A 24,560-nucleotide genomic window follows, 5' to 3' on the forward strand; every position below is an offset into this window, starting at 1 on the left:
AGGGGCATGTATTTAAATTTGTATAAAATTGACATTCCTAAAAAAATTAAACGACTTTACTTCTACAATCCTGACATGGAACCTAAATTATTTGCCAGAAATCTTTCAAGAGTGAATAATTTTAAATTCCAGGATTCAAACGATCTTGTCTGGATTGAAATACCTGATATTGATTTTCAAATTACACCAAAAAACGTTTTTCAGTATAAAGTTGAAAAAGAAGAGATAATTAAGGAAGAAGAAGATAAAAAATTATTTGTAAAGACACTATACAAATACATAAAAAAACTTTTTCTTGACAATGATTTTTATTTTAAAAAAGGAAATAATTTTATTTCAAATTCAGAAGTGTTTTCTTTAGATTCAAATGAAAATGTAAATGCACACTTAACTTATAAAATAAAAATACATAATATTTCCAATGAGTATTATTTATCAATACTACCTAAGTTTACTTTCCTTTCAAAAGAACCTGCATTAGAATCAGCCATAAAAAGCGGATATTTATATAATATAAAATCTGGAAAAAGTTTTCCATATATTTCAGGATTGGATGGAATTTTAAAAATAGATATTGGAAATAACCAAATAGTAGAAGTTGCTTATCCAGAGAATTACCTTTTTAATTTTACAACTCGTGATGCAGAAAAATACGGTTTTTCAAAAGAAGTACACGAAATATATAAAAATAAAGTATTTGAAGGATTTAAAAAAATACCAAAAACATTAGGATTCTTAAATAAAATTACTAATCTTAATGAAAATTATCAATTGAAAGATGGATATAAAATATTTATAAATGTTATATATAAATTTAAAAATGGCGAATCTCGTTATGCTAAAGATGTTTTCAAATATTCTTTCTATAAAAACGAACAACCTCTTAAGGCAATATTCTTCTTTTCTTCAAAAAAACAGTTTTTTGAAGTTCAAAAATCTTTAAAAGAATTATTCCATAACAAACATTCAGTTTTTTATCGCACAGCAGCAGAACTTGGATTTTCAAAGGTTGAATTTTTAAGAGATCCTAAAACTAAAAGCTCAGCATTTTTATATAATCCTGAAGAATTTACAGTAAAAAATACAGAGTTTATAAATCAAATAGAAGATAATGTAATGGCTATAGTTTTGCTTGATAAATATATAGGAAATATAGATCCACTTGTAAGAAATTTTCCAGATAATCTAATTCTTCAACCTATATTAAAAGAAAAATTAGAAGATATAAAACCGTTTATCATAAAAAGTTATGTTTATAAAATGGGAAATTTTATTCCAGAATGTAAACCATTTATATTGAAGAAAATGGAAGATAAGGAGAAAAATTTATATATAGGAATAGATTTAAGTCACGATACCTATGCAAGAAAAACAAATCTTTGTATTGCGGCAGTTGATAATACTGGAGATATATTGTATATAGGAAAACATAAAAATCTGGAATTAAATGAAAAAATGAATCTGGATATTTTAGAAAAAGAATATATTAAGGCATTTGAAAAATATATTGAAAAATTTAATGTTTCGCCTGAAAATGTATTTGTTTTAAGAGACGGAAGATTTATAGAAGATATTGAAATAATCAAAAATTTTGTTTCTTATAATAATACGAAATATACTCTGGTTGAAATCAATAAAAATACAAATATTAATTCATATGATGATCTGAAAGAATGGATTATAAAGCTTGACGAAAATACATATATCTATTATCCTAAAACCTTTTTAAATCAAAAAGGAGTTGAAGTAAAAATTCTTGAAAATAATACGGATTATACAATTGAAGAGATAATTGAACAAATATATTTACTAACGAGAGTTGCTCATTCCACACCATATACAAATTATAAGCTTCCATATCCTTTGCATATAGCAAATAAAGTAGCTTTAACTGATTATGAGTGGAAATTATATATACCTTATTAAAATAACCCCTGATTTTCAGGGGTTATTTTAATAAGGGTAACGTAATTGGTTTTATTCCGACTTTTGCTGTATTTCTTCTATACTATCTTTATTTTTATAATAGATTCAGGGCTTCTATAAATTTGCCTTTTTTCTTTTCATCTTTTACAATTTCATCTAAAAAATGATGAAGAGCTTCTTTTTTAAAGTGAATTTCTCTGAATTTTTCGTCTTCTAAAAGTTCTTGCATTAAATCTTTATAACTTTTCATTTTATTGTCTTAATAGATTTCTTTAAAGACCATATACTCATTTTATCATACTCTTTATGCTATCATATATGATAACTAATATCAAGCAACTTTTTTGTAAATTTATAATTTGTCGTTTAATCAAATAAATCCCTATACATTCTAAATCACAGAACATATAGGGATTTTGAATAATAAAATTTATTGATAAATTTTGTAGTTTATTTTATATTTCTTTCCAACCATTCGTATCGTAATTTTCATACACAATTCTCTAATTTTTAAAATTTTCTTTTTATATAATAGTATCCAATTAAATTGTTTTCTTCCATATAGTCCATTTCTTCCTTTGTATAGATTCTTCCTTCTTCAGGCCTTTTTTCTAATTTTATTACAATAGCCTCTTCCCCAGGAGCAAAATAAATTTCTTTTCTTTCCAGAGGAATATCCAAATCAAACTGTTCTTTTATAAAATGTTTTATTGAATCGTGACCTATTGCAGAGTCCAAAGTCTGTTCATTCAGAGCATTTTTTAAAAAATTATAAAACTTTTCTTTTGTAATTTTTTCTATATCAAAGTTTCCTGTTTCACTATCTTTTGAAAGTGGAATTATTATGGAATTTAGTAAGTAAACTTTTCTCTTTAAGGTAGCTTCTTTTTTCTCAAATAACTCTATATTATTTGATAATTCTTCAATTTTTCTTACATACGACAACAATAATTTTTTTAAGTTCTCTTTTTTGAAGTCATCAGTGCCTCTTCCGGCATGTGCAATTTTATTTCTTGTGTCTATAATATTTTTAGTTAGTTTATCCAATCTTTCTGCAATTTCATTTCTTTTTAAAGAATCTTCCCAAAATATTCTTTCTCTTTTTTCTTTATCATCATAGTATAATATTTGCCCTTTTGCTAATAGATGTAAATCAATTAAAAGTTCTCTAATCTGAATCATTGCTTCTGAATACATTTCCCATTTTAATAATAATTTTATGAAATTTGCCATAAATATAATTTTTTCCCTGGTTAATGTATTATCATTTTTTATTGAATCGATATTATAAAATAAATCTTCCACGATAATTTTTCTAAGAGTGGCCAAAAAATAATTAATAGGTTCTATGAAAAATAACTTTTCTGTGCTTTTTGAACAATTTCTAAATTCTATAATGCTATTATCCAAAATTTCCTTTATTTTTAGTATAGAATTTATAATTTTTTCAGGTGATGCTGGAATTTTTATAATATTATTAAAATTAGATAACTCAGTAGAAAGAGAAGAAAATTTCAATTTATTCACATTACATAATTTATTTGTTGCAACTAATTTCTGGATATTTCTTAAAGCTTTTTCTATTCTTTTTGTAATTCCATATTCTTTAAATTCCTCCAAAGCAAGGGTTAAGTTTGAAAGTTCTAATGTCGATGAAATATTAAGAATCGGTACTTCTGGAGGTTTGTTTTTAAATTCCTTTCTTATATCATAAGCACCATAATATAATATAATATTTTTTTCTTCAAAATCCTGCTGTAAATTTTTTAAATAAAAAATTACTCCAGTGGTAAAGGTTGATATATGCCTAAGACCATGAGTTAAATCAAAAATAATTTCTTTTTCCGAAAATTCACTTATTGACTTTTTTATAATTGAAATTATTTCTTCGAGTTCATTATAATTCCTTCCTTCTGGAATATTTTCAAAGGTTACACTTATTCCTTTTTGATGCAGATTATTTATTTCATTATTTATATTTTGACCATGTTCGCTATTAGGATTTTCCAGAAAATTTTCTTTAACTTCTTTTGTTATAAAGAATTTTATTTCAACATCATTTCCTCTTTCTTTTTCTAAATATGCATTAGCTAAAGGGCTTAAATAACTTTTAGCTTTTTTGTTTTCAGCTTCTAATCTATAATATAATGATTCATTATATCTTCCTTTTCCAAGAAAAGATAATAATAATATTTTTTCCATAAATTGCCTCCTATATAAGTTCTAATAGATTTTTGCATTTATAGTCTTGATATTTTTGCATTATTTTCTCATATTCTCTTTCATATTTATCATGATCTAACCATATATAGTATAAATTTAATTTATTTTCATCTGTATCCCAAACAGCTCTAAAAATATTTCCGGTAATTGATTTATATAAATAAGGTTTATTAAATCTTTTTCCTTCCCAGGATTTGTTATGCATTAATTCTCCTTTATAAGAATTGTTATTACTTTTAAATAATTTTATTTTTCGTATAAGCTCAAAAATTTGAGTTTTTACAAATTTTCTTTTATCATTATCAAGTTTATCCCACATTTCTTTTAATTCATCTGAAATAAATATTTCAGTTGTAAGAATATTTTTAAATAAAAATAATCCAAAGGCATTTAAAACAACTACTCCATCAATGGTATCAAAAAAGTATGTATGATTATCAATAAACTCTTGTTCCATTTTTGATAAAGAATTATATTTAATTTCTGATTCCTGAATTTCTTTTATTAAGTATAAATAATCTATAGATTCTTCAATATCAAACTTTATAGGGATTGGAGGAACTTCCTGAAATACAGAACCTTCTTCATATAAATATCCCATTTTATAACCATAAAATGAACCAGCTACATATCCTAAATAAGACATAACTTTATATCCAGGTGTTGGCGAGAAAAAGGTGTTATAAATATTTCCTTTTTGTAATTCAGTTACAAGAATATCCATAAATTCACCATATTGTTTATTTAATTTTATTCTATCATTTATATCAAAATCTACACCTTTTAAAATCACATTTGCATTAAAATCTTTTCTAAATATATATTCATTTAATTTTGCAGAGATAATACCTTCTTTAGTGTTTGTATGAATAATGGATATATCAGGATTATTTGCTAATTTATTCATTTCTTTTAAAGTATGTACTAAAGAATATTCAACACTAACTTTTTTAGGATCACTTTTTGAGTTTTGAAAGGCGACTTTTACTTTTTCTATCCATTTTTCAACATCTTCACTTTTTAAATTTTTAACGTGTTCGATATTATTATCTTCAATAAATTTTCCTAATAAATTAAATTTGCCTAAAATTGATTTTCCCCCTGTAAGAACAATATTACTATACATTAACTGGTTCCTCCCTTCGTGTTTGACCTAATCCCATGGTGGTTTTATACCCCACTCCGGCATAAAATGCAAAATCAGATAAAATATTTGCTGTCTTTTTTAATTCATAATTATCTTCAGGAATTTCAAAAACTACATTACCTGTAAATCCCTGTAAATAAAAATTTGGAAAATATATGTATTTTAAATGAGTTTTTCTTTGAATTATTTTAATAGTATTAAATTTTTCTTTTACTTTTTCATTGAGTTTATAAGGACTATATTTATTGAATTTTATTAATAAGCTATTAAATATTTTTTCCGGATCCGGATATCTTAAATGTTTGTCTCCAGTTTTAAACAGTGTCGGAGTAATAAAAGTAAGAGAAATTTTATTGTCATAATTTTCTTTTAGCAAATCATCAATAGTTAATAAATTAGCCCATTTACTGTGTTCCTTATCAAAAATTATCCTGATTATTGAAAATGAAATATCTTCAATATTTATTTTTTCTTTGAAAATTTTATTTTTAAATATTTTTGTTGTAAATAAGATAAAAATTTTTTCTTCTAAAAATGTCATTCTTATATAATATCTTTTTCCTTTTAAAATAGTTACTGGCTCATCAATTTTTTTCCCAAGAAAAGAGGAAACTGTAAAAGGTTTATAATTTTTGTCTTCATGGAGTTTATAAGAAATTTCTTTATCAACATCTTTTAATATATTAAAAAAAAGGCCATGTATCTTTTTACCAGGAAAAGTGGGGATAACCCCACTTTCTAATGCTTTTAATTCTATGACTATACTATAAAAAATAGTATCACCTTCTATCAAAATTACTTAATTCTTGAATTTTAAATCTTCCATATCCCATAGAAGTTTTTGCACCAATTCCAAAATATTCTAAAAAGTATTTAAAATGAATGTTTATAATATTTATAACTTCATTGGAATCTGCAGAAATTAATAAATCTATTCTAAAAGTTCCATTAGAAACATTTAAATAATTCAATGGAATGGGATTATATACATCATTTGGAGGTTGATTATTCATATAATATTCCTGAAAATGTGGTGTTTGATAGTCAATATTTAATTTTATAGTATTAATAGGTATTGCATCTAAAAAATCAATATATCCTTTTTTCTCAGCATTTCCAAAAACTACATCTATAATACTTTTTAAATCATTATTTGATTCGATATATTTTCTAAAAGCTCCCTTTATTGACGTACCTGGAATTATTGGAAGTCCATAATTTCTACTCCAATAAAATCCTATTTCATCTATTGAAGGAATTCCTGCTCCTATTAAAAATGGTGTTTTATTTTTTACTATATAAGTTTTAACGTTATAATGTTTTTTTATTTTATTTATCATTTGAATTCTTATATTTTTTATAATCTCTATATTCTTTTTTATTATATTTTTATCCAAATTTATTAATATATCTTTATAATCATCTTTTATTTTTTTTAGATCTTCTGGATTTGCTTCATGGTATACAAATTTATCATAATACAAACTCGCGTTTTTTAAATTTTCTGGTTTATAATTGGTATAATACTTCAAGTTTATTCACCACCTGTTTGAATAAATATATCAACATATCTTCTGTACCAATTTGTAAATTCTAACACTTTTTCCTGTATAGTAGAAAGTTCTTCTGTATTTTCAAGAAATGTAAGCAAATCCTCTCCCTTAAACAACCCTTTTTCTTTAAGATATTGTTCAATATCATTAAATACAGCTTTATGATGATCTTTGTTTTTTGCTTTTAAAAATACAAGGGTTCCATATAACCCGTTTTGTATTATCATTGAACCAAGCCCTTTTATCAAAGATCTATAATCATCTTTATATTTTTTATTTATTTTCTGAATAACAAATTTTTTTGCTAATAATTTTGTGCTGTTTTCTCTTTTCACATTTTCACCTCACATTAATTTTATATATGAAAAACCTTTTCCAACAGAGGCCTTTCCACCAATATTTATGTATTCTTTATCTAAATTCTTTTCTACTTCGTTAAGCAATTCTTCGCTATTTTTTAGCGATTTTATTAAAAAGAACATTACAGTGTCTTGGGGTAAATATTCTTCATACCATAATGCACCTTCTGCTACTGTACCAGTATCAGGATTTATTCTAATTCTTGGTAATACTTCTGTAGCGTTTCTAACAAAAAAAGAGAAATCTTCATCTTTTAATACAATAACATTTTCTTCTAATACTTTTTGTAAATATTCATCAGGAGATACTTTTTTTAATTCTTTCATTAGTTCTTTTAATTCGTTAGATTCTTCGGTTTCTATAGCATATTCTTCCACATTAACAACAGTACTTTTAAATGTTGAATATTCTTTTTTATTTTTTATTGTTTTGAGAAATTTATTTATTTTTGACGCCATTTCAGTATTCCCTGAAATTTCAAAAGCGGTTTTTAATCTGGATAATACCATTGGACATGTTATCCATACTAAACCTCTATTTATACTTCTTAATGGGAAAAATAATATTTTGGCTTCTGAGAAAGTTATATTACCTGGTTTTGATTCTTTATTGTTATTACCTGGTTTAGAACCAAATATTTCTTCTTCTTTATTGAAAGATAATTCATTTCTTATTGCTCCTTTTATTCCTGCTATTATTGGGAATCCAGTATGTACCTCCCTTTGTATTGGTTGATCTACAACTCCAACATCCATTCCTTTACCTGCATGAATTTGTGTTACTGCATATAAAAATCCAACTTTTCCACTCAAGTTAATAACCCCCTTAAATTTTTATTTCAATATATTTTCCAAAATTATATTCATCATATTTATCAGTAAAATTTATTTTATAATTTTCTTTTTCAAAATCACCTTTTATTACATAAACACTTCCCGAAGGAACCACTTTAAATTGTTCACCAGGATGATTATTTTTAAGATCCCAGTATCCAATTGTTTCAGGTTTATAATTGGCAATAGCTATAATATTACTATCAAATATAGGTTTTACTCCATCTTCAAAGTATGCTGGAGTTAGTAACAATAAACCTTTTTGAGTATCAATTATTGGGTCAAAGATAGAAGTTTCTATCTCTTTTATTTCAATTTTTGCCATTTTTCCTTTTGTACCAAGAGTAATTATTTCAATTTCATTTAATATATTTAATTCATCTCGCTCTATAAAAAAAGCAAATCCTGCATCGTCTATAAATCTAAAATATGAATATGAATATAGCATACCCTCCATTGCTTTTCTATTTTCAAGAGCAATTCCTATTTTTTCTTCTTTAAAATATATCTCAGAATTATCATTGGAAATTTTTAAATTTCCTTTTTTTAGTTCTTCTAATTCATTTAATGAAATATACGTTTTTTCAGGCTCTTTTAAATTTCTCATACTCTTATATTTTATCCCATATAATTCTTTACCGTTTAAATTAAAAGTAAATGTTTCATCTATTTCGCCTTTATAAAATTCTTTTGTGATATCATTTTGTTTTATTATTGCAGGCATTCTAAAGTATATGTTACTTTCACTATCGGTTAAAAATGGACCTATAATTTTCAGTTTTTTATCTTTTATTATTTGTTCTATTTCTTCCTGGGTTAAATTTTTCTTTCTCATATATGCTGTCATTATTGCACCATAAAATGTTTTTGGATTAGGAAATATTGTTTCCTCAGCGTGAGAAAAAGTTTTTGATTTTCTAAAACCAACCCAATCCACTGGTTTAATAAACAATGTTTTAATTTTTTTCATATATATTCTCCCTTCTTGCATATTCTATATTTTCAAGGGTATTGAAATATTCCATTAATTTATTTCCAGTAAGGAATCTTTCATTAAGTGTAATTAATTTTACAAATGAATTTTTTAATTTATCTTTTTTTATTTCCATTCTTTTTTCAAGAAATGGTATAATATTATTTTTAAAATCTTCAATGGTTAAAATTTCGTTTCCAAATTCATCAAAACAATAATTTATATATTCAGATTTTAAACGTAAAATTATATTTTTAATGGATTTTTCTTTTTCAAAATCTTTTATAAATTCTAAACCTTTTAAAAGAATATCAAATCTATTCAATTCCCAAAAACTTTTTGATATATTTATTTGTCCGCTTCTTCTTATTGTAGCTATTGCAAAACTATCTTTTTTTCTACCACTTTTTTCTTCATTAGATTTAGCAAGTTTTTCCATTTCTCGAGCCTTGTTAAGTGCAAGTTTTAAATTAAAATTATGTTTCGATATAACAATTCCAGCACTCATTGTTGCCTGTTTTCCCATCATATTAAATACAGGATATTCCAGATTTTTTTCTTTTTTATAGCACCAGCCATTTTTGAATACATATTCTCCAACTTTTTCTTCACCAATTCCAGAATAAACTTTTCTCAATTTATTAGCAGCATCAAAAACTTTATTAGAAGGGAAAAGAGCTAGCACATCATCTCCGCCAGCATATATTAATAATCCATCAAATTCTTCCACCACTTTTGGTACAAAATTTGAAAAATTATTTAAAGTTCTACTAATCATCCTCTGATATGATGGAGTTACAAGATTTATATTTTCCAATAGTTTTGTGTATTCTTTGTCTTCTCTTTCTAATTCTTTTATAACTTTTGAATGTAGTCTTTTTTTAAATGATGGAGCTAATGTTCCCGATATCCATTTTCCCATATTATCTCCATCCATCAATAATACTGCAAGTTTATATTTTCCTGCTATTTCTTCAGTTGATTTTACATATTTTAATTTTTCATAAGCTTCTTTGTATCCAATTTCATTTAGATATTCAACAAATAATCTCTTTATTGCTGAAAGTGCCGATAATCTTTCCTTTTTTTCATCTTTGTCTATGATTTCGATTACTGCTTTATTTGCTCCGCTTAAATCGTCCCCATTTACAACATCATCTTCAAATAGTTGAATAAAATCACGTGTAGTTTTTCTTAGAGAACTTTTTATACCCAATAATTCACTATACATTCCATAAAAAGCTATATCTTTCATTTGATATGTTGATTCAAGTTGTTTCATTTTTTGATATAATTTTTTAATATTTTCATCTTCTGTATAAATATAATGTTTTTCAATATATTTTTCAATGTTATTAATTTCTTGATCAACTGTAATTATTATTGGGAATTGAGAAATTTGTTTATCCCAGTTTTTGAATGCTTCAAGTTTTTGAAAAATTGTTTCTTTATATTTTTTTTCTGATTGAATTAAATCTTCAATATATATTTTTATAAATTGACTTATATTTGACATTTCATCTTTTATTGCTTTTTTGATTTTGCTCTTTATTTTTTCTAGATCTTTTGTTGGAACAATGGCAGTGAAAATATTAGGAAGTGAAGCAACGCCAGGATCAGCAGATGTTTCAACGAATATACCGATTTTTTCGAATTCTTTTTTCACAAAATAATTGCCTCTCATGTATGGGAATATTACATTGTCATATCCATACTCTTCACCTATTACTTTTATTCCTTGGAAGGTTAAATAGGATAACATATAACTTCCAACTTTTAAATCTATAGTTTTTCTTGCAGCCGCTATGAACTCTTGAACAGGTCCTATAGATACTAATAATAAAGACATTTTATTGCTAACACTCATTGCAGAAGCACTATCAAGATGATCAATTATCGAATGACTTGGGATTCTTGTATCTCCAGGTAACATAAATGATAATTCAGTTTGTTCTGGAAGTTCCCACCATGTTTTATAATATGTTTTTTTGAAATCTTCTAATTTTTCTAATTTATCAGTTATTTTTTCCGAATTAAGTTTATCAATTTTTTGTTTAAAATCATTTTTAAAATAATCTTCTAATTTTTCACCATTTAATGGATGTAAATATTCTGGATAATGGTATATATTTATGCTGATTCTTTTACTGAAATGTTCTTTTTCTTTTGGAAATAATATTCTATCTGCAGCGCTTGAAAGATAATCGGGATTTTTATAATCATCTTTTAAATATGTTCCCAATTTATTTAATCTTCTATTTGCAATATTTTCATGATTTTCAAGATTTAACGCTTTTTCTACCGGATCATGTAAAAGCGCTATAATTTTTTTCTCCCAATTCACTTTTTCTCCCCCTTATTCGTTAATTTTTTTTCAACTTCCTTTTTAAATATATCCATTGCTTGATTATATATTTCAAAACTTTCTGGACTCTCAGTTATTAATTTATTTCTTCTTCCTTCGAAATATATTTTGTTATTTAAAGAAATTTTACTTGTTATCATTAATATTCTTACATAATATTCATTTTTTTCATTTAAATGAAACGAGAAGAAAAATGGTGAAGCTTTTCTTTCACCGTTTGTTAAAGTGTATTCATTACCTTTATAATTACGCAATTTTTTAGAGGTAATATTATATTTATAATTTATAGGTAATCCCATTAATGCCTGATAAAAAATAATATTACTTTCAATTGTATTTTTTGAAGATGCTTCAACTTCTCTTAAAGCATTTGTAAAAGAATCAGTGTTATTCAAAGTTCTTAGTTTCTTTTTAACTTTTATATAAACTCCTTTTTTAGATTCTTGCATTTCAGTTGCATAGAGTTTTTTATAGATATCAGAAAAATTCTTGATTGGAGATTTTTTTGTCGAAACGACTCTATAAGTTTTGGGATCTGATAATAATACAGGAAATTCAGGTATATCTAAAAATTCTGTTTGAGAATACTTGAAATGAGTATCGGATATAGAGCTAAAATATCGTTTCAAATTTTCATCTAATTCATTTAAAATATTTTTTACACTGTTTTTAATTTCTGATGAATTTTCTTTATTCGTTTTTATTAACTCTATTTTAAAGCTTCCAAAACCTTTTCTTGTTTTTGCACCAAACCCGCTTACTAAAGAAATTAAGTTCATTAAATTTATTATGATATTTAATAATTTATCTGGTTGCTTTTTTATGATAAAAGTTATATTTAATTTTGATTTTTCTTTTAAAAATTCTCTCTCTTCTACACCATAAATTCCATAAATGTAATTTATTTTTCTGTTTCTTTTATTTATTCTTGCAAAAGTAAAATAATCGTGATTGTTTGTAATATTAGTAGGCGATATTAAATCAACTATCACATCAAAACTTGATTTTCTTTCTGTTGAACCAAATATTAATTCTTCTGCTTTTTTTAATCCTATATATGGTTTTCTTTCACCGTTATAATAATGAATATCTATTACTCTTGGAACAACAGCTCTAAACCAGAATCTCATTACTCCTCTTACGCTTTGCGGAGTTAAAGAAAATGTTTTTCCGTCTCTACTTGCAAACATGGGCGATGTTGTAAGTAACTCAAATTCTAGAATGTTCATTTTTTCCCTCCTATTTATTAAAAATTAACATCTTCAACCAATCAATGATATATTAATAATATAAATATATTCTAATTAATCTTGAATTAAATTATACATTTCTATTTTAACACATCACAAAATTAATTTCAAGAAAATATAAGACCCCTGAAATTAATTGTAAAGGTTAAAGTAGAAAAGAATAAAAAGTGTGTATATGGTAAAACAAATTGACCCCTCTAAGGAAGAAAAAGCTTATGATGAGTAGTAAAATAGAAATATAACTCGTCGAAAGGAGAATGGGGGATGAAAACAATAATGGAAGCATATGAGATTATTACAATGTACAAGGGAATATAAGCAATAATAAAGAATGGATAAAAAAAACAGCAATACTCGGAAATAAGAAATTTATAAATAAACTAAATATAAAAGAAAAACAAAAGAAAGATATTCGCAAAAATAACAAAACTATAAAATACGCATAAATAAACTAAAACATATCTATGAGGTTCGCAGAGGTTTATAATTTTGTAACACTTTTCAAAAATCACTTGACAAAAGGATTTTAGAATGTTATAATAAAAATAGTTCGTATACGGACCTAAATCCAAAAACACAAAATCTCTGAAAGCGGCTTAAACAAAGGAAAACTGAAAAACAGGTACGAATATAGATAAAAAGCAGATTATAGAGATTTTATTCGAAAAAATGCTGAAAATTTCAAAATTAAAAAACAGGTTCGAAAAATCACCTTCTAAAAAACGCTAATAATAACCATTCTAGAAACCAGCTATCCGAATATCACTACTCTCTGAAAGAGATAGAAACTTTGCAGTTTTTCCACTTGCAAGCCCTTTCCAGTTTCCATATCCGAATATCACTACTCTCTGAAAGAGATAGAAACCATCATCGAGAGAATCTAAAAATTCTCTGATGACTACTTTAAATCCGAATATCACTACTCTCTGAAAGAGATAGAAACTATTATAATATCCACTTAAAACTTCTATATAACTTGCTTCATCCGAATATCACTACTCTCTGAAAGAGATAGAAACTAATATCCACCAATTCTTGAAGATTACCTGACTGGTAATATCCGAATATCACTACTCTCTGAAAGAGATAGAAACCGCTCATATTATTCGTCCCCCTTTTCGTCTTTCTCTTCAATATCCGAATATCACTACTCTCTGAAAGAGATAGAAACATTCGGCAACGACACCGTTTTTGCTTCCTTTAAATTCTATATCCGAATATCACTACTCTCTGAAAGAGATAGAAACCACGTGTAATTCCCTCGTTAAAATATTTTTCTACTTCTTTATCCGAATATCACTACTCTCTGAAAGAGATAGAAACCCGGAGTCAATCAACAGGTAACCGATTATCCATTTTTCTAAATCCGAATATCACTACTCTCTGAAAGAGATAGAAACTTTATAAAGTCTTTTCAACTCTTTAGCTAACTTTTCATATATCCGAATATCACTACTCTCTGAAAGAGATAGAAACTTGGGGAAAGATTTTTCCCCAATTTTTATGAAATAATCCGAATATCACTACTCTCTGAAAGAGATAGAAACTTATCTTTGTTTAATTTAAAAGATATTATTGCAACAACCAAATCCGAATATCACTACTCTCTGAAAGAGATAGAAACTCTGGATGCGCAGCTTGAATTTTATCAACTTTTTCTTTGATCCGAATATCACTACTCTCTGAAAGAGATAGAAACTGTATAAATCCTTGTTTTTCTAATTCATCTCTTACATCTAAATCCGAATATCACTACTCTCTGAAAGAGATAGAAACTCCATTCAGGCGCATCCTCTTTTAATTCTTCTTTTATGATATCCGAATATCACTACTCTCTGAAAGAGATAGAAACTTATAGTATTTCTTTGATATAATTGAAATAGATTCATTAATATCCGAATATCACTACTCTCTGAAAGAGATAGAAACGTGTCAAATAATCATTCCTCTTCCTCTACTACTTCACCATAATCCGAATATCACTACTCTCTGAAAGAGATAGAAACTGTTAAATTTATTTTATTCCTCTTCAGTTACAACCGACTCATCCGAATATCACTACTCTCTGAAAGAGATAGAAACATAATTATTTTTATTAAATTTTTAAATATATTTTTCATTTATCCGAATATCACTACTCTCTGAAAGAGATAGAAACTTGCATTTTCTAATCCTTCAGTATTTACTAATAGAGTAAATCCGAATATCACTACTCTCTGAAAGAGATAGAAACCAATCTATCAAGCCATTCTTCTGTATTTTCTAACTTATCTTTATCCGAATATCACTACTCTCTGAAAGAGATAGAAACTATCTACTTCTACAGCATTTGATAATCTAAATGCTTTTACATCCGAATATCACTACTCTCTGAAAGAGATAGAAACTCTTCAAAGCCGTCATCCCATGCCGGGGAGACGGCTTTTTTATCCGAATATCACTACTCTCTGAAAGAGATAGAAACTATAGTCTGGAAGTTTAACCTTTATTGTATAGGGTGTTAGTATCCGAATATCACTACTCTCTGAAAGAGATAGAAACAACTACCTAACCATTCTTCACTTAAAACACTCGTTATAAACCTATCCGAATATCACTACTCTCTGAAAGAGATAGAAACCAATTATCAGAAGAAGAAATGTTATTAATCCACCGATCCGAATATCACTACTCTCTGAAAGAGATAGAAACTTTTGTTTTGGATAAAGAAAATTTTCTTAGTTATCATATTATCCGAATATCACTACTCTCTGAAAGAGATAGAAACGATAAAAGATATGCCACTGGTAAAATAGATTTAATACCTGAATCCGAATATAACTGCTCTCTGAAAGAGATAGAAACCATCTTTTCCTCTTAATTTTTTACTATCTATTTCTTTCCAAATCCGAATATAACTACTCTCTGAAAGAGATAGAAACTCTGATAAATCTTTTCTAATTGTATTCTGTAATTTTTTATTATCCGAATATCACCACTCTCTAAAAGAGACAAAAAACTCCTGCATTTTTCAATGCAGGAGTTTTTGTGTATGGTATAATAACACCATGGGGGTGAAAAAATGAAGGAATTAAAAAGTCTTCCTCTGGGAGAAAGCAACTTTAAAACCATAATGGAAAACAATATGTATTTCATAGATAAAAGTATGCTCATAAAGGATATATTATCAGCAGGAAGAGTAATATTAATCACTCGACCAAGGAGATTTGGAAAAACATTAAATATGAGCATGTTAGAACATTTCTTTTCAATGAAAGAAAACAGTGAGAATTTATTTAAAGATTTAAAAATCTGGAATGAAAAGAAAATAATAGAAAAGTATTTAAATAATTATCCTGTTATATTTATTAGTTTTAAAGGCTTAAAGAAGAAAAAATATGAAGATATGAAAAACGGAATAAGAGAGTTAATATCAAAATTATATACAAAGTACGTATATCTCCTTAATACTGATAAAATAACACAATGGGATAAAAAAAGAATTATAGGTATATTAGATAAAACTGCAGAAGACGCTGTTTTCGAAGATGGAATAAAAAATCTAACAGAATATTTATATATATATCATGGTAAAAAGGTAATATTATTAATAGACGAATACGATACACCGATACAACAATCATATCTAAATGGATATTATGATGAGCTAATAGATTTTATAGGAAATATACTTGGAAATGCATTAAAAGATAATGAGTATTTAGAAAAAGCTGTATTAACAGGAATAACAAGAGTGGCAAAAGAGAGTATATTTACAGGAGTAAATAACCTCCAAATTTCAACTGTATTAAGCAGATTATTTAATGACAAATTCGGAATGACAAAAGAAGAATTACATGAAGCTTTGAAATATTATGGAATGGAATACGAAGAAGAAAAGATAATAGAATGGTATAATGGATTTAATTTTGGAGGATTTGAAATATACAATCCATATTCAATAATGAATTTAATCTTTGAAAAGGAAATAAAGAATTACTGGATAAACACCAGCGGGAATAAGTTAATAAAAGATTTAATAGCCAAAGGAAGTGCAGAAATAAAATCAAAGATTTATGATTTAATAGAAGGTGAAACAGTAACAACAACAATAAATGAAAATTTGGTATATGGAGATTTAAATGTCAATGTAGAAGAAAGCGTATGGACACTCTTTTTATTTACAGGATACTTAACCTGGATAGACAAAATAGGGGAAGGAAACAGTGCAGAATACAGACTAAAAATAACAAACAAAGAAGCTCTTGATTTCTTTAAAAAAACAGTGGTTAACATATTAGAGGATTCAGGTTTTAAATACAAAACACTGTTAAAAGATTTAATAGAGGAAAATTATGAAGAATTCAAAGAAAATTTTAAAGAATTAGTAGAAAATACAATAAGTTATTTTGATGTAAGTGGAAAAGAACCAGAAAGGTTTTATCATGGACTTATATTGGGACTGAGTGTGGGATTACAAAAGGAATATATAATAAAAAGCAATAGAGAATCAGGATATGGAAGAGCGGATTTAATATTAATTCCAAAAAAGAGAAGCAATCCAGGGATAATATTTGAATTTAAAAAATACTATAAAAAAGATGGAGATTTAAAAAGTAGCGCAGAAAAAGGAATGAAACAAATAGAAGAAAAGAATTATGAAGCAGAAATTAAGAGTTATGGAATAGAAAAAATAATAAAAGTTGCTATTGCTTTTGATAAGAAAGAGATTGAGATTGTAATTAAATAAAAAAGGCTCTTCGTTTTGAAGAGCCTTTTTGTTTATAATCCAAACACATTAACCTTATTTCTGAGAATAAATCGAATAAGATACTTGAGATTTTCGCATATTTCTTCTGTTAGATTGTTTGATTCAGTATCATTTAAAACATCCAATATAGCTTTAATAGAAGCATTTTTATGTTCCAATTTTTCTGGTAATTCAGAATATTCAATAAATTTCTGATATTTTAGTTTAAATCCATCTCCAAATATTTTCTTTGATGTTTCAAAAAGAAGCAAACCATTTTTTCCAAATACAAATACCGTATATACTTTAAATGCATTTTTTGGAAGGTTAAAAGCATTTCGAGTTAATACAATAATAAAGTTATTCTTAAAGAATTTTTTTGAATTTACATCACTAAAAAAGTAATATTCATCATCAAAATTATCTTTAATTAAAGATTTGAAATTTTCCTTTTCTTTTTCAGAAAACTTTTCATACATTTCAACAAAGGCATTTGCTAATGAATCTGAATCAAGAATAATGTTATTATATTTATCCTTAACCTGAAAATCATAATAAATGTCAGAAAGATAAAAGTCTGGATCGTTAAAATCCTTAATTCTAACTAATTTCTTATCTTTATCATAATAGAGATAATGCTCTAATTTCTGATTTTTTACAATATTAAGATAAATTCTTTTTAGATATTCTTTTCGTTCTATATCGGAATTAATAATATTATTCCATACATTTGAATAATAAATTCCTTCATTGATTATTTCTCTTTTATATTTTTCTATTTCATCATTTTTTAAATAATTTTTATAGTTAATCATCAAATAAGTCATCACTTTATCTTTTAATAAACTTATTTTTTCATTTATATTCCAATTATAATATTCCTGCATAAGATAAGGCTCAAAAGCATTTTCTATATTTTCATTTTTTTCAAACCATGTTTTTAAATCATCTATTAATTCAATTATACGTTTATCCTTATTATTTATGTAATAATACGCTTTGGCTAATAATTTCAAATTATAATCGTTTATATTTTCTGAAGTATCTATATTTTTCTCTATCAATTTTTCAAGGTTAATAAATAAATTTCCATATTCACTATAAACATCTCTTTGTAAGGAAAGAATATTTTCCCCTAAGTTTTCGAGCGTATTTATTTTTTCTTCATCTATTGCAATCTGGCTCTTGTATAAATAATTTATAAAATCCTTATATTTTCCAACTTCTGTATAATTTTTATTTTGACTATTTCTATATGAAAACATGTAATAAATAAAATCTGATGTATACTTTTTAAAATCCTCTTCATTCTGAGTATTAAATTTGAAATTTATTAAATCTCCACCATTTAATATGAATCCAATTAAGGTATTTTTATTTCGATTGATTTTAAAGGAATAATTATAATCAAAAGGATTATCTGGGTTTACCAGTTTATAACATAATTCCCCTTTAAACTTAGATTCCACATCATTAAAAAATGTTTTATGATCCTTTTTATATTCTTGTGAAAAATTAAAAGTAAATTTAATTTCTGGATCTTCTTTATTTAAAAACTCTGCAAAATATTTGCCATTTTCATCAGAAAACTTGTATTTTCTATATAACTCATTAGTTAATTTAAAATACGCTTGAAAACGTTCGGCATTAATTTTTGTAAAGTTATTATCAGGTTCGGAAAATTTCAAATCATATTCTTCAGGAACAAACTTTTTCAAATATTCTTTTAACGCTTTTTCTGTTTTTTCATAAATTCCTTTATTTATTGCAATATCCCTTGAATACATCTTAAATCCTTCTTTTATATTGTCTTTATAATAAGAAGAATCTATTTTTATTTGATCGGTTACAATAATAGGTTTTTTATCAAAAGATTCACCATAATAGAAAATTTCAGGACTTGGAAAATAAATTACTCCTTTTGAATAAACTTTTTCTTCTGATTTTATCTTATTCAAATCTATCCCTGCTTCAACAGTATATGGATATATAGCGACATAATAATTATTATTTTCATCCTTTGCTATAAACAGAAAATCCATATTATATGAGAATACTCTTAATTGGGCTAAATCTCTTATAGCTTCAATATTCAGACTTGGAATTTGTACTGAAACTTCTTTAGATTTAGCAAAAAAATTAGAAATTATATTATATCTCGAAACCAAAAAGGCTATTCCTATTATTAATGCTAGAGTTAGTATTCTAATTATCATTTTCTTCATTGTATCACTTCCAATAAACTATTATCCCATACAACCTCAACATTTTCATCTTGAATTGAATATAGTGGTTTTACAGCTTTTAAGAATTCCGATTTATAGTATTCTATAATATCTTTTTTAAATTCATTATCATTCCCGTATAAAAACTCAAGAGCTATTAAATCCTTTGCTTTTGCTTTTATCTCTTCGTCTAATCCAAGTGAAAGATCATTAACTGTATTTGAGCTTTGAGAAGAAGATTTTTCTAATTTTCTAACAAAATGCTTCGTTAAAAGATATCCTCCAACAGCTCCACCTAATGTTCCAACAATATTTATAGCTTTAAAATTCTTTAAAATAGAAATATTTGTTAATTTGCTACCAATCCAGGCTCCCAAAACTGTTCCTACTACTGGTGAAAATTTTTCTGTAATATCCATCAAATTACTATTATTACTTTTTACTTCAATTGGAAATGTATCAATTTCTTTTGAATTTTCTATTTCAACATCAATTTTCAACATATCTTTTTGTGGAATAGAAATATACACTATTTCCTTACCTGTTACCGAATCACTTTCGATTCTCTTTTTTAAATCTTCTACATTAAACTTTATTTCTGCTCTACCTTTAATATAATAAACTCTTGCCTTGTTTTGATTATTGTCTTTATACACAATATAATTATTAAATTGAATTTCTTTAAACACAATATATTCTATATTGTCAAAATAACTTTTCTTGGGAGCTGACACTTCATTTTCAACGGGAAAGAAATAATTAAAAATAAAAACAAATAATATAAAAATCCCTATATAAAACAGGATTACAGCAAATCTTTTTAACATTCCATTTTTCTTTTTAACTTTGTCCTGCTCGTCCATAAAATCCCTCCTGTTTTTTATCAATAATTATAATATTTACTAAATTTATTCTTTAACGTTTTAAAAAGCCAATCATTTGGTAATCTGGAATCATAAAATAATTTAATAAAATTATCTTTTTTTATTTCATAATATAGATCATTTGCAGAAATAGCAAAATTTAAGCCTTCGGTAATATTTTTATCCCCCCCCAAAGAATTGATTCCTATTACATTTCCATACTTATCAATAAGAGGACCTCCAGAATTCCCATGATTTATTGCAGCATCTGTTTGAATTAATTCAAAAAATTTGTTATTGTTTATATTATAAAATTCATTAATCCTTGCAAATCTTAGTGCTGATATAATACCTTGAGTAAATGTAAAATCTAATCCTTCTGGATTTCCTAAAGCATAAACCTTTGTTCCAATAGTATGAGAATATAATCCTAAAGGCAATACCGGATATGTGTTATCAAGATAAAATTTAGATATGCTTAAAATCGCTATATCTTTAAATGTAGTATTTATAAAAACTTCTTCTGGAGAAACAGTTTCGCCATTAAAAAAAGTTATGGAAAGTCCGTAATAAGATATATCTTTCGTTATATCTTCACCTATTGTGGAAACAACATGTGCATTTGTTGCAATATAATAGTAAAAATCATCTTCAGCAATTATAAAACCGCTACCTGAACCTTCCAATTCTTCATAAGAAGAATAAACATAATTATTTATTCTTACAACACTCTCCATTTTCTTTGCAATCTCTTCTGGAGAAATAATTTCTTCTCCTCTTTCTGCTATTAATAATTTATTTTTTAAATCATGTTTTTTAAAAGTTTGTATATAGTCAATAAAATTATTGTTGTTTGACATATATGTTTTGTATGCCTCAAAAATCTCAGTTCCATCTTTTTCTATATATTGTAAAATAGTATTTTCAGAACTACATAATAAAGCATAAATGTTATCATTATAAGGTATATAACCTTCCAATAAATAAAAACCATTATATTCATATGTATCAATTATTTCAAACTTCTCATCTTTATATTTTAATTTAGTTAAAAATGTTTTTTCATTGTCAAAATCATATTGTGTTAAAACAATAAACCAACCATTTTTCCAATAAATATATGGTCTTGAAATAATTGGAAATTTTAAAATCTTTTTTGAAATTATTTTTTCATCAGACGACAGCATATATATTTCCTTATTATATGTAATTAACGTCAATAAATCTCCAGTAAAATTAAAGTCATAAACAACATTCCCTGAAACTAACGGATACTTATAATTACCTTTATTGGGAAGTTCACTATAAGATATATAATAAGACTTTGTTGTAGGATCATATTCTATATAATTGATAGTAAAATTTTTATCTACAAAAACGCCTTCTGGATAATAATCATTATCTACATCTGCGTAATAAACTGTTGAAATTGGTGCAAAAATATCCTCTTCATCTTGATACCAATAATCAAAATCTATTTTTATCAAATTACCATTATCCAATATTTTAATATAATTATCTTCAAAAAACACCACTTCAATTTTCCCATCCTGATTAAGGTCTGAAAATGTAGGAGGGAGTTTATGAGACTTTTTTTCAGCATAATATCTATTTATTATATTTCCTTCATAATCCAATTGGTATATATATTTTTCAGTTTGGATAAACAAATTATCAGAAAAATCAAATTCATCCCTATAAATAACACCTGAAATTATATAATCAGGTTTTGTAACAATATTGGTTTTATAAACATAAGAAATATTACTATTATTCCTTAAGAGATGTAATGTAGCTACATCCTCAGAATAATTTTCAAGATATTTTGCCATATCGGAATAATTATATAGATATTCATCGTTAATTTTTATGATAATATCGTTCTTTCTTGCATTTAATTTATTCTCTTTAATAATAAAATCATTGTCAAAATCATTGGTTATCTCAATATCTTTATATTCAAATGACTTTTTCCATTCAACACTGATTTTTTCAGAATCTGATACATAAAAAGAAATTAATGTATTATCATAATATGCATAATATGTACTAAAATATCCTGGATAAAAACACTCACCAGAAACTATTGAAACGGGAGAATACGTCTTAAAAACATCAAGAATTTCCAAATTTTCTTTATCTAATAAATATATTCCCGCATCATTATAATCTTTATCCGGAGTTCCTGGAGAAGCTAAAATAATATAATTATTTGTAACTATAGGCGCATAATAAAAAAGTTCATCTCTATCTTCCATTGAAATATTAAGTATTTTTATATCCCCAAAAGAAAAAATACTAAAAATTAATAATACTATAAAAAGTAGAAAAAATGATTTTTTCATAAAACCAGCTCCTTTTTAATGAATTTTGAAATAATAATTGATTTTTCAAAATATTCTTGTTATAATTATAATACAAAAACTTTAATTATAATAACAAAAAGAGTTTCGATTAAATAAATTGAGGGGAAAATATGGATGAAAAAATTATATTTAGTATATTAAATCACGAAAATGATATAATATATAAAAAGTATTTAAATAATGAATTTTTATTTGGAGAAAGTATAGAAACAACTATTACTCCTCTTCATGCAGCAATTATTTCAGATAACATAGAAGTTATAAAACTCATGGAAAAAAGCGGATATAATATAGTTTATGCTCTTTTAAACAATAATGATATTTTAAATCCATATATTTTAGCTAAACGCTTAGACCGAGAAGAAATAGTAGAATATTTTGATGAAATATTAGAACAAAATTTAAATACGGATTTAAAAAATACAGAAAATTTTAAATATATAGAAATTGAAAAAGTATTTGAAGATATATTAAAAGATGCTGAGAATAAACAGAAAATACAGGAATTCTTAGAAAAATTTTTAAAACATCCCAAAAATTTATTATTAGAAACAAATATAGCAAAAAGAATTTTTTGTGAAATACCTAATGAAGAACTAGTTTTTTTTATAAAAAAAATTATAGATGTTTTAACCGATGAGTATTGCTCTATGTTTTTATATGAATTTTTGGATCCAAAATGTAAATTAGCTTCTGTATATGCATTAATAAGGATTAAAGAGAGCCAGAATATAGCTGCTTATTATAATGAAAAATATATAAATAGATTAATAGACATTTATGATATTTTTATGCTGAATGATGACGAAGATAAAATTACATATCTTGAAACTATAAACAGATTTTATATTGAAGAATTATCTGAAGATATAAAAGATTTATTTTTTGAAACACAAAATGATAAATTAAAATATATTACATACAAAATATTATTAAAATATGAATTAGAAGAATTATTTGAAATAACAAAGGAAGCAATGAAATCAAATTATTTACCTTTAAAAGAACTGGCAACACTAATATGTATATTAAAATATGAAAATAATTGTAAAAAACAGGACAATATTAAATTTGAAAATTTAAGGGAAGAAGATTATATTGCTATTTCATTATTTGATACTCCATATGTGGAGGATATAATATATAAAAAATTTTCAACTTTTTCATATGATACAAAATTAAGTATAATTTATAATCTGATGATTATGAGCTCAAAAAGAAGATATAACATGTTATTGGATATATATAAATTTGAAAAAAATCCTGAAATAAAAGCTGAAATCATTTATCAATTTATTATCAGAGAAATATACACACCTGAAATATTAAAAGTATTTATAGAAGATTTTATAAAGAATCTAGATGAATATAATTCGTATGATGATAATGAAGATTTTAATATATTTAGTGCCTTAGGGCATTATTTTGCAAATGTTTTGATGAATAAAAATTAAAATTACTTTAGGAGGGAAGGTATGAGTATTTTAGCTATTATATTTGGAGGAATATTATTTATAATATTTTTTGCACCTCTTGTTGAATTTTTTGGAAAAATACTACTACTTTTGCTTTTTATTGGATTTGCTGTTTTTATTATAGGCGGAACATTTTATGAATATTATGAAAAATTAATAGATTTTTTATCTTGGATTGATTGGCAAAATGTTTTTGGAATTACCATATTTATAATTATCGTAATAATTCTTTCTGCATTATATGATTTTAGCAAAAGTTTTTGGGAATAATT

The 24,560-nt window shown here is 25.2% G+C and carries 17 protein-coding genes and 1 CRISPR repeat array; of the genes, 4 read left to right on the forward strand and 13 right to left on the reverse strand.

Going from position 1 to position 24,560, the window contains the following annotated elements; all coding sequences use genetic code 11:
- The first annotated feature begins 6 nt into the window (after positions 1-6).
- Entirely contained in the window at positions 7-1,926 is a 1,920-nt protein-coding gene (locus XO10_RS02105; protein ID WP_175421067.1) for a hypothetical protein, read from the forward strand.
- A gap of 94 nt (positions 1,927-2,020) precedes the next feature.
- Here the strand turns inward: XO10_RS02105 and XO10_RS02110 are convergent, their stop codons facing one another.
- The 10 genes from XO10_RS02110 to cmr1 all read right to left on the reverse strand — a co-directional run bounded on the left by XO10_RS02110 (position 2,021) and on the right by cmr1 (position 12,609).
- Positions 2,021-2,176, reverse strand: a complete 156-nt coding sequence (locus XO10_RS02110; protein ID WP_156865381.1) for a hypothetical protein — start codon at positions 2,174-2,176, stop codon at positions 2,021-2,023.
- Between the two features lie 260 nt (positions 2,177-2,436).
- Complete coding sequence (locus XO10_RS02115) at positions 2,437-4,128, reverse strand: TM1812 family CRISPR-associated protein (RefSeq protein ID WP_175421068.1); 1,692 nt, start codon at positions 4,126-4,128, stop codon at positions 2,437-2,439.
- Between the two features lie 10 nt (positions 4,129-4,138).
- Positions 4,139-5,275, reverse strand: a complete 1,137-nt coding sequence (locus XO10_RS02120; RefSeq protein WP_014295923.1) for a CRISPR-associated protein — start codon at positions 5,273-5,275, stop codon at positions 4,139-4,141.
- Entirely contained in the window at positions 5,268-6,089 is an 822-nt protein-coding gene (gene cas6, locus XO10_RS02125) for a CRISPR-associated endoribonuclease Cas6 (protein ID WP_075780266.1), read from the reverse strand. The genes XO10_RS02120 and cas6 overlap by 8 nt, the downstream gene beginning before the upstream one ends.
- Complete coding sequence (cmr6, locus tag XO10_RS02130) at positions 6,076-6,828, reverse strand: type III-B CRISPR module RAMP protein Cmr6 (RefSeq protein ID WP_014295925.1); 753 nt, start codon at positions 6,826-6,828, stop codon at positions 6,076-6,078. Before cmr6 ends, cas6 begins: the two co-directional genes overlap by 14 nt.
- A gap of 2 nt (positions 6,829-6,830) precedes the next feature.
- Positions 6,831-7,184: a type III-B CRISPR module-associated protein Cmr5 gene (gene cmr5, locus XO10_RS02135; RefSeq protein WP_014295926.1), complete on the reverse strand. Its 354-nt coding sequence runs from the start codon at positions 7,182-7,184 to the stop codon at positions 6,831-6,833.
- A 9-nt stretch (positions 7,185-7,193) separates the two neighbouring features.
- Positions 7,194-8,021 carry a type III-B CRISPR module RAMP protein Cmr4 gene (cmr4, locus tag XO10_RS02140; protein ID WP_014295927.1) on the reverse strand — a complete coding sequence of 276 codons (828 nt, stop codon included), beginning with the start codon at positions 8,019-8,021 and terminating at the stop codon, positions 7,194-7,196.
- 13 nt (positions 8,022-8,034) lie between these two features.
- Positions 8,035-9,012, reverse strand: coding sequence for a type III-B CRISPR module-associated protein Cmr3 (cmr3, locus tag XO10_RS02145; protein WP_014295928.1), 978 nt, complete (start codon positions 9,010-9,012; stop codon positions 8,035-8,037).
- Positions 8,999-11,359 carry a type III-B CRISPR-associated protein Cas10/Cmr2 gene (cas10, locus tag XO10_RS02150; RefSeq protein ID WP_175421069.1) on the reverse strand — a complete coding sequence of 787 codons (2,361 nt, stop codon included), beginning with the start codon at positions 11,357-11,359 and terminating at the stop codon, positions 8,999-9,001. The genes cmr3 and cas10 overlap by 14 nt, the downstream gene beginning before the upstream one ends.
- Positions 11,356-12,609, reverse strand: a complete 1,254-nt coding sequence (gene cmr1, locus XO10_RS02155; protein WP_014295930.1) for a type III-B CRISPR module RAMP protein Cmr1 — start codon at positions 12,607-12,609, stop codon at positions 11,356-11,358. Before cmr1 ends, cas10 begins: the two co-directional genes overlap by 4 nt.
- Positions 12,610-13,383: 774 nt before the next feature.
- Positions 13,384-15,628: direct repeats of the CRISPR family, unit length 36 nt; unit sequence ATCCGAATATCACTACTCTCTGAAAGAGATAGAAAC.
- 63 nt (positions 15,629-15,691) lie between these two features.
- Between cmr1 and XO10_RS02160 the strand changes: the two genes are divergently transcribed.
- On the forward strand, positions 15,692-17,359 hold the full coding sequence (locus XO10_RS02160) for an AAA family ATPase (protein ID WP_175421070.1): 1,668 nt from the start codon (positions 15,692-15,694) through the stop codon (positions 17,357-17,359).
- A 32-nt stretch (positions 17,360-17,391) separates the two neighbouring features.
- Here the strand turns inward: XO10_RS02160 and XO10_RS02165 are convergent, their stop codons facing one another.
- The 3 genes from XO10_RS02165 to XO10_RS02175 are packed head-to-tail and all read right to left on the reverse strand — an operon-like array spanning position 17,392 to position 22,792.
- On the reverse strand, positions 17,392-19,584 hold the full coding sequence (locus XO10_RS02165; RefSeq protein ID WP_175421071.1) for a DUF4230 domain-containing protein: 2,193 nt from the start codon (positions 19,582-19,584) through the stop codon (positions 17,392-17,394).
- Positions 19,581-20,447 carry a hypothetical protein gene (locus tag XO10_RS02170; RefSeq protein WP_014295933.1) on the reverse strand — a complete coding sequence of 289 codons (867 nt, stop codon included), beginning with the start codon at positions 20,445-20,447 and terminating at the stop codon, positions 19,581-19,583. Before XO10_RS02170 ends, XO10_RS02165 begins: the two co-directional genes overlap by 4 nt.
- Positions 20,448-20,467: 20 nt before the next feature.
- Positions 20,468-22,792 carry a S1C family serine protease gene (locus XO10_RS02175; RefSeq protein ID WP_014295934.1) on the reverse strand — a complete coding sequence of 775 codons (2,325 nt, stop codon included), beginning with the start codon at positions 22,790-22,792 and terminating at the stop codon, positions 20,468-20,470.
- 131 nt (positions 22,793-22,923) lie between these two features.
- Here XO10_RS02175 and XO10_RS02180 point away from each other — a divergent pair, with 131 nt between their 5' ends.
- Together XO10_RS02180 and XO10_RS02185 are read left to right on the forward strand one after the other, a co-directional pair.
- Positions 22,924-24,267: a hypothetical protein gene (locus XO10_RS02180; protein ID WP_175421072.1), complete on the forward strand. Its 1,344-nt coding sequence runs from the start codon at positions 22,924-22,926 to the stop codon at positions 24,265-24,267.
- Positions 24,268-24,288: 21 nt separating this feature from the next.
- Complete coding sequence (locus XO10_RS02185) at positions 24,289-24,558, forward strand: hypothetical protein (RefSeq protein ID WP_175421073.1); 270 nt, start codon at positions 24,289-24,291, stop codon at positions 24,556-24,558.
- Positions 24,559-24,560 lie beyond the last annotated feature (2 nt).

This window comes from Marinitoga sp. 1135 (assembly GCF_013363245.1).
Classification (GTDB): Bacteria; Thermotogota; Thermotogae; order Petrotogales; family Petrotogaceae; genus Marinitoga; species Marinitoga piezophila.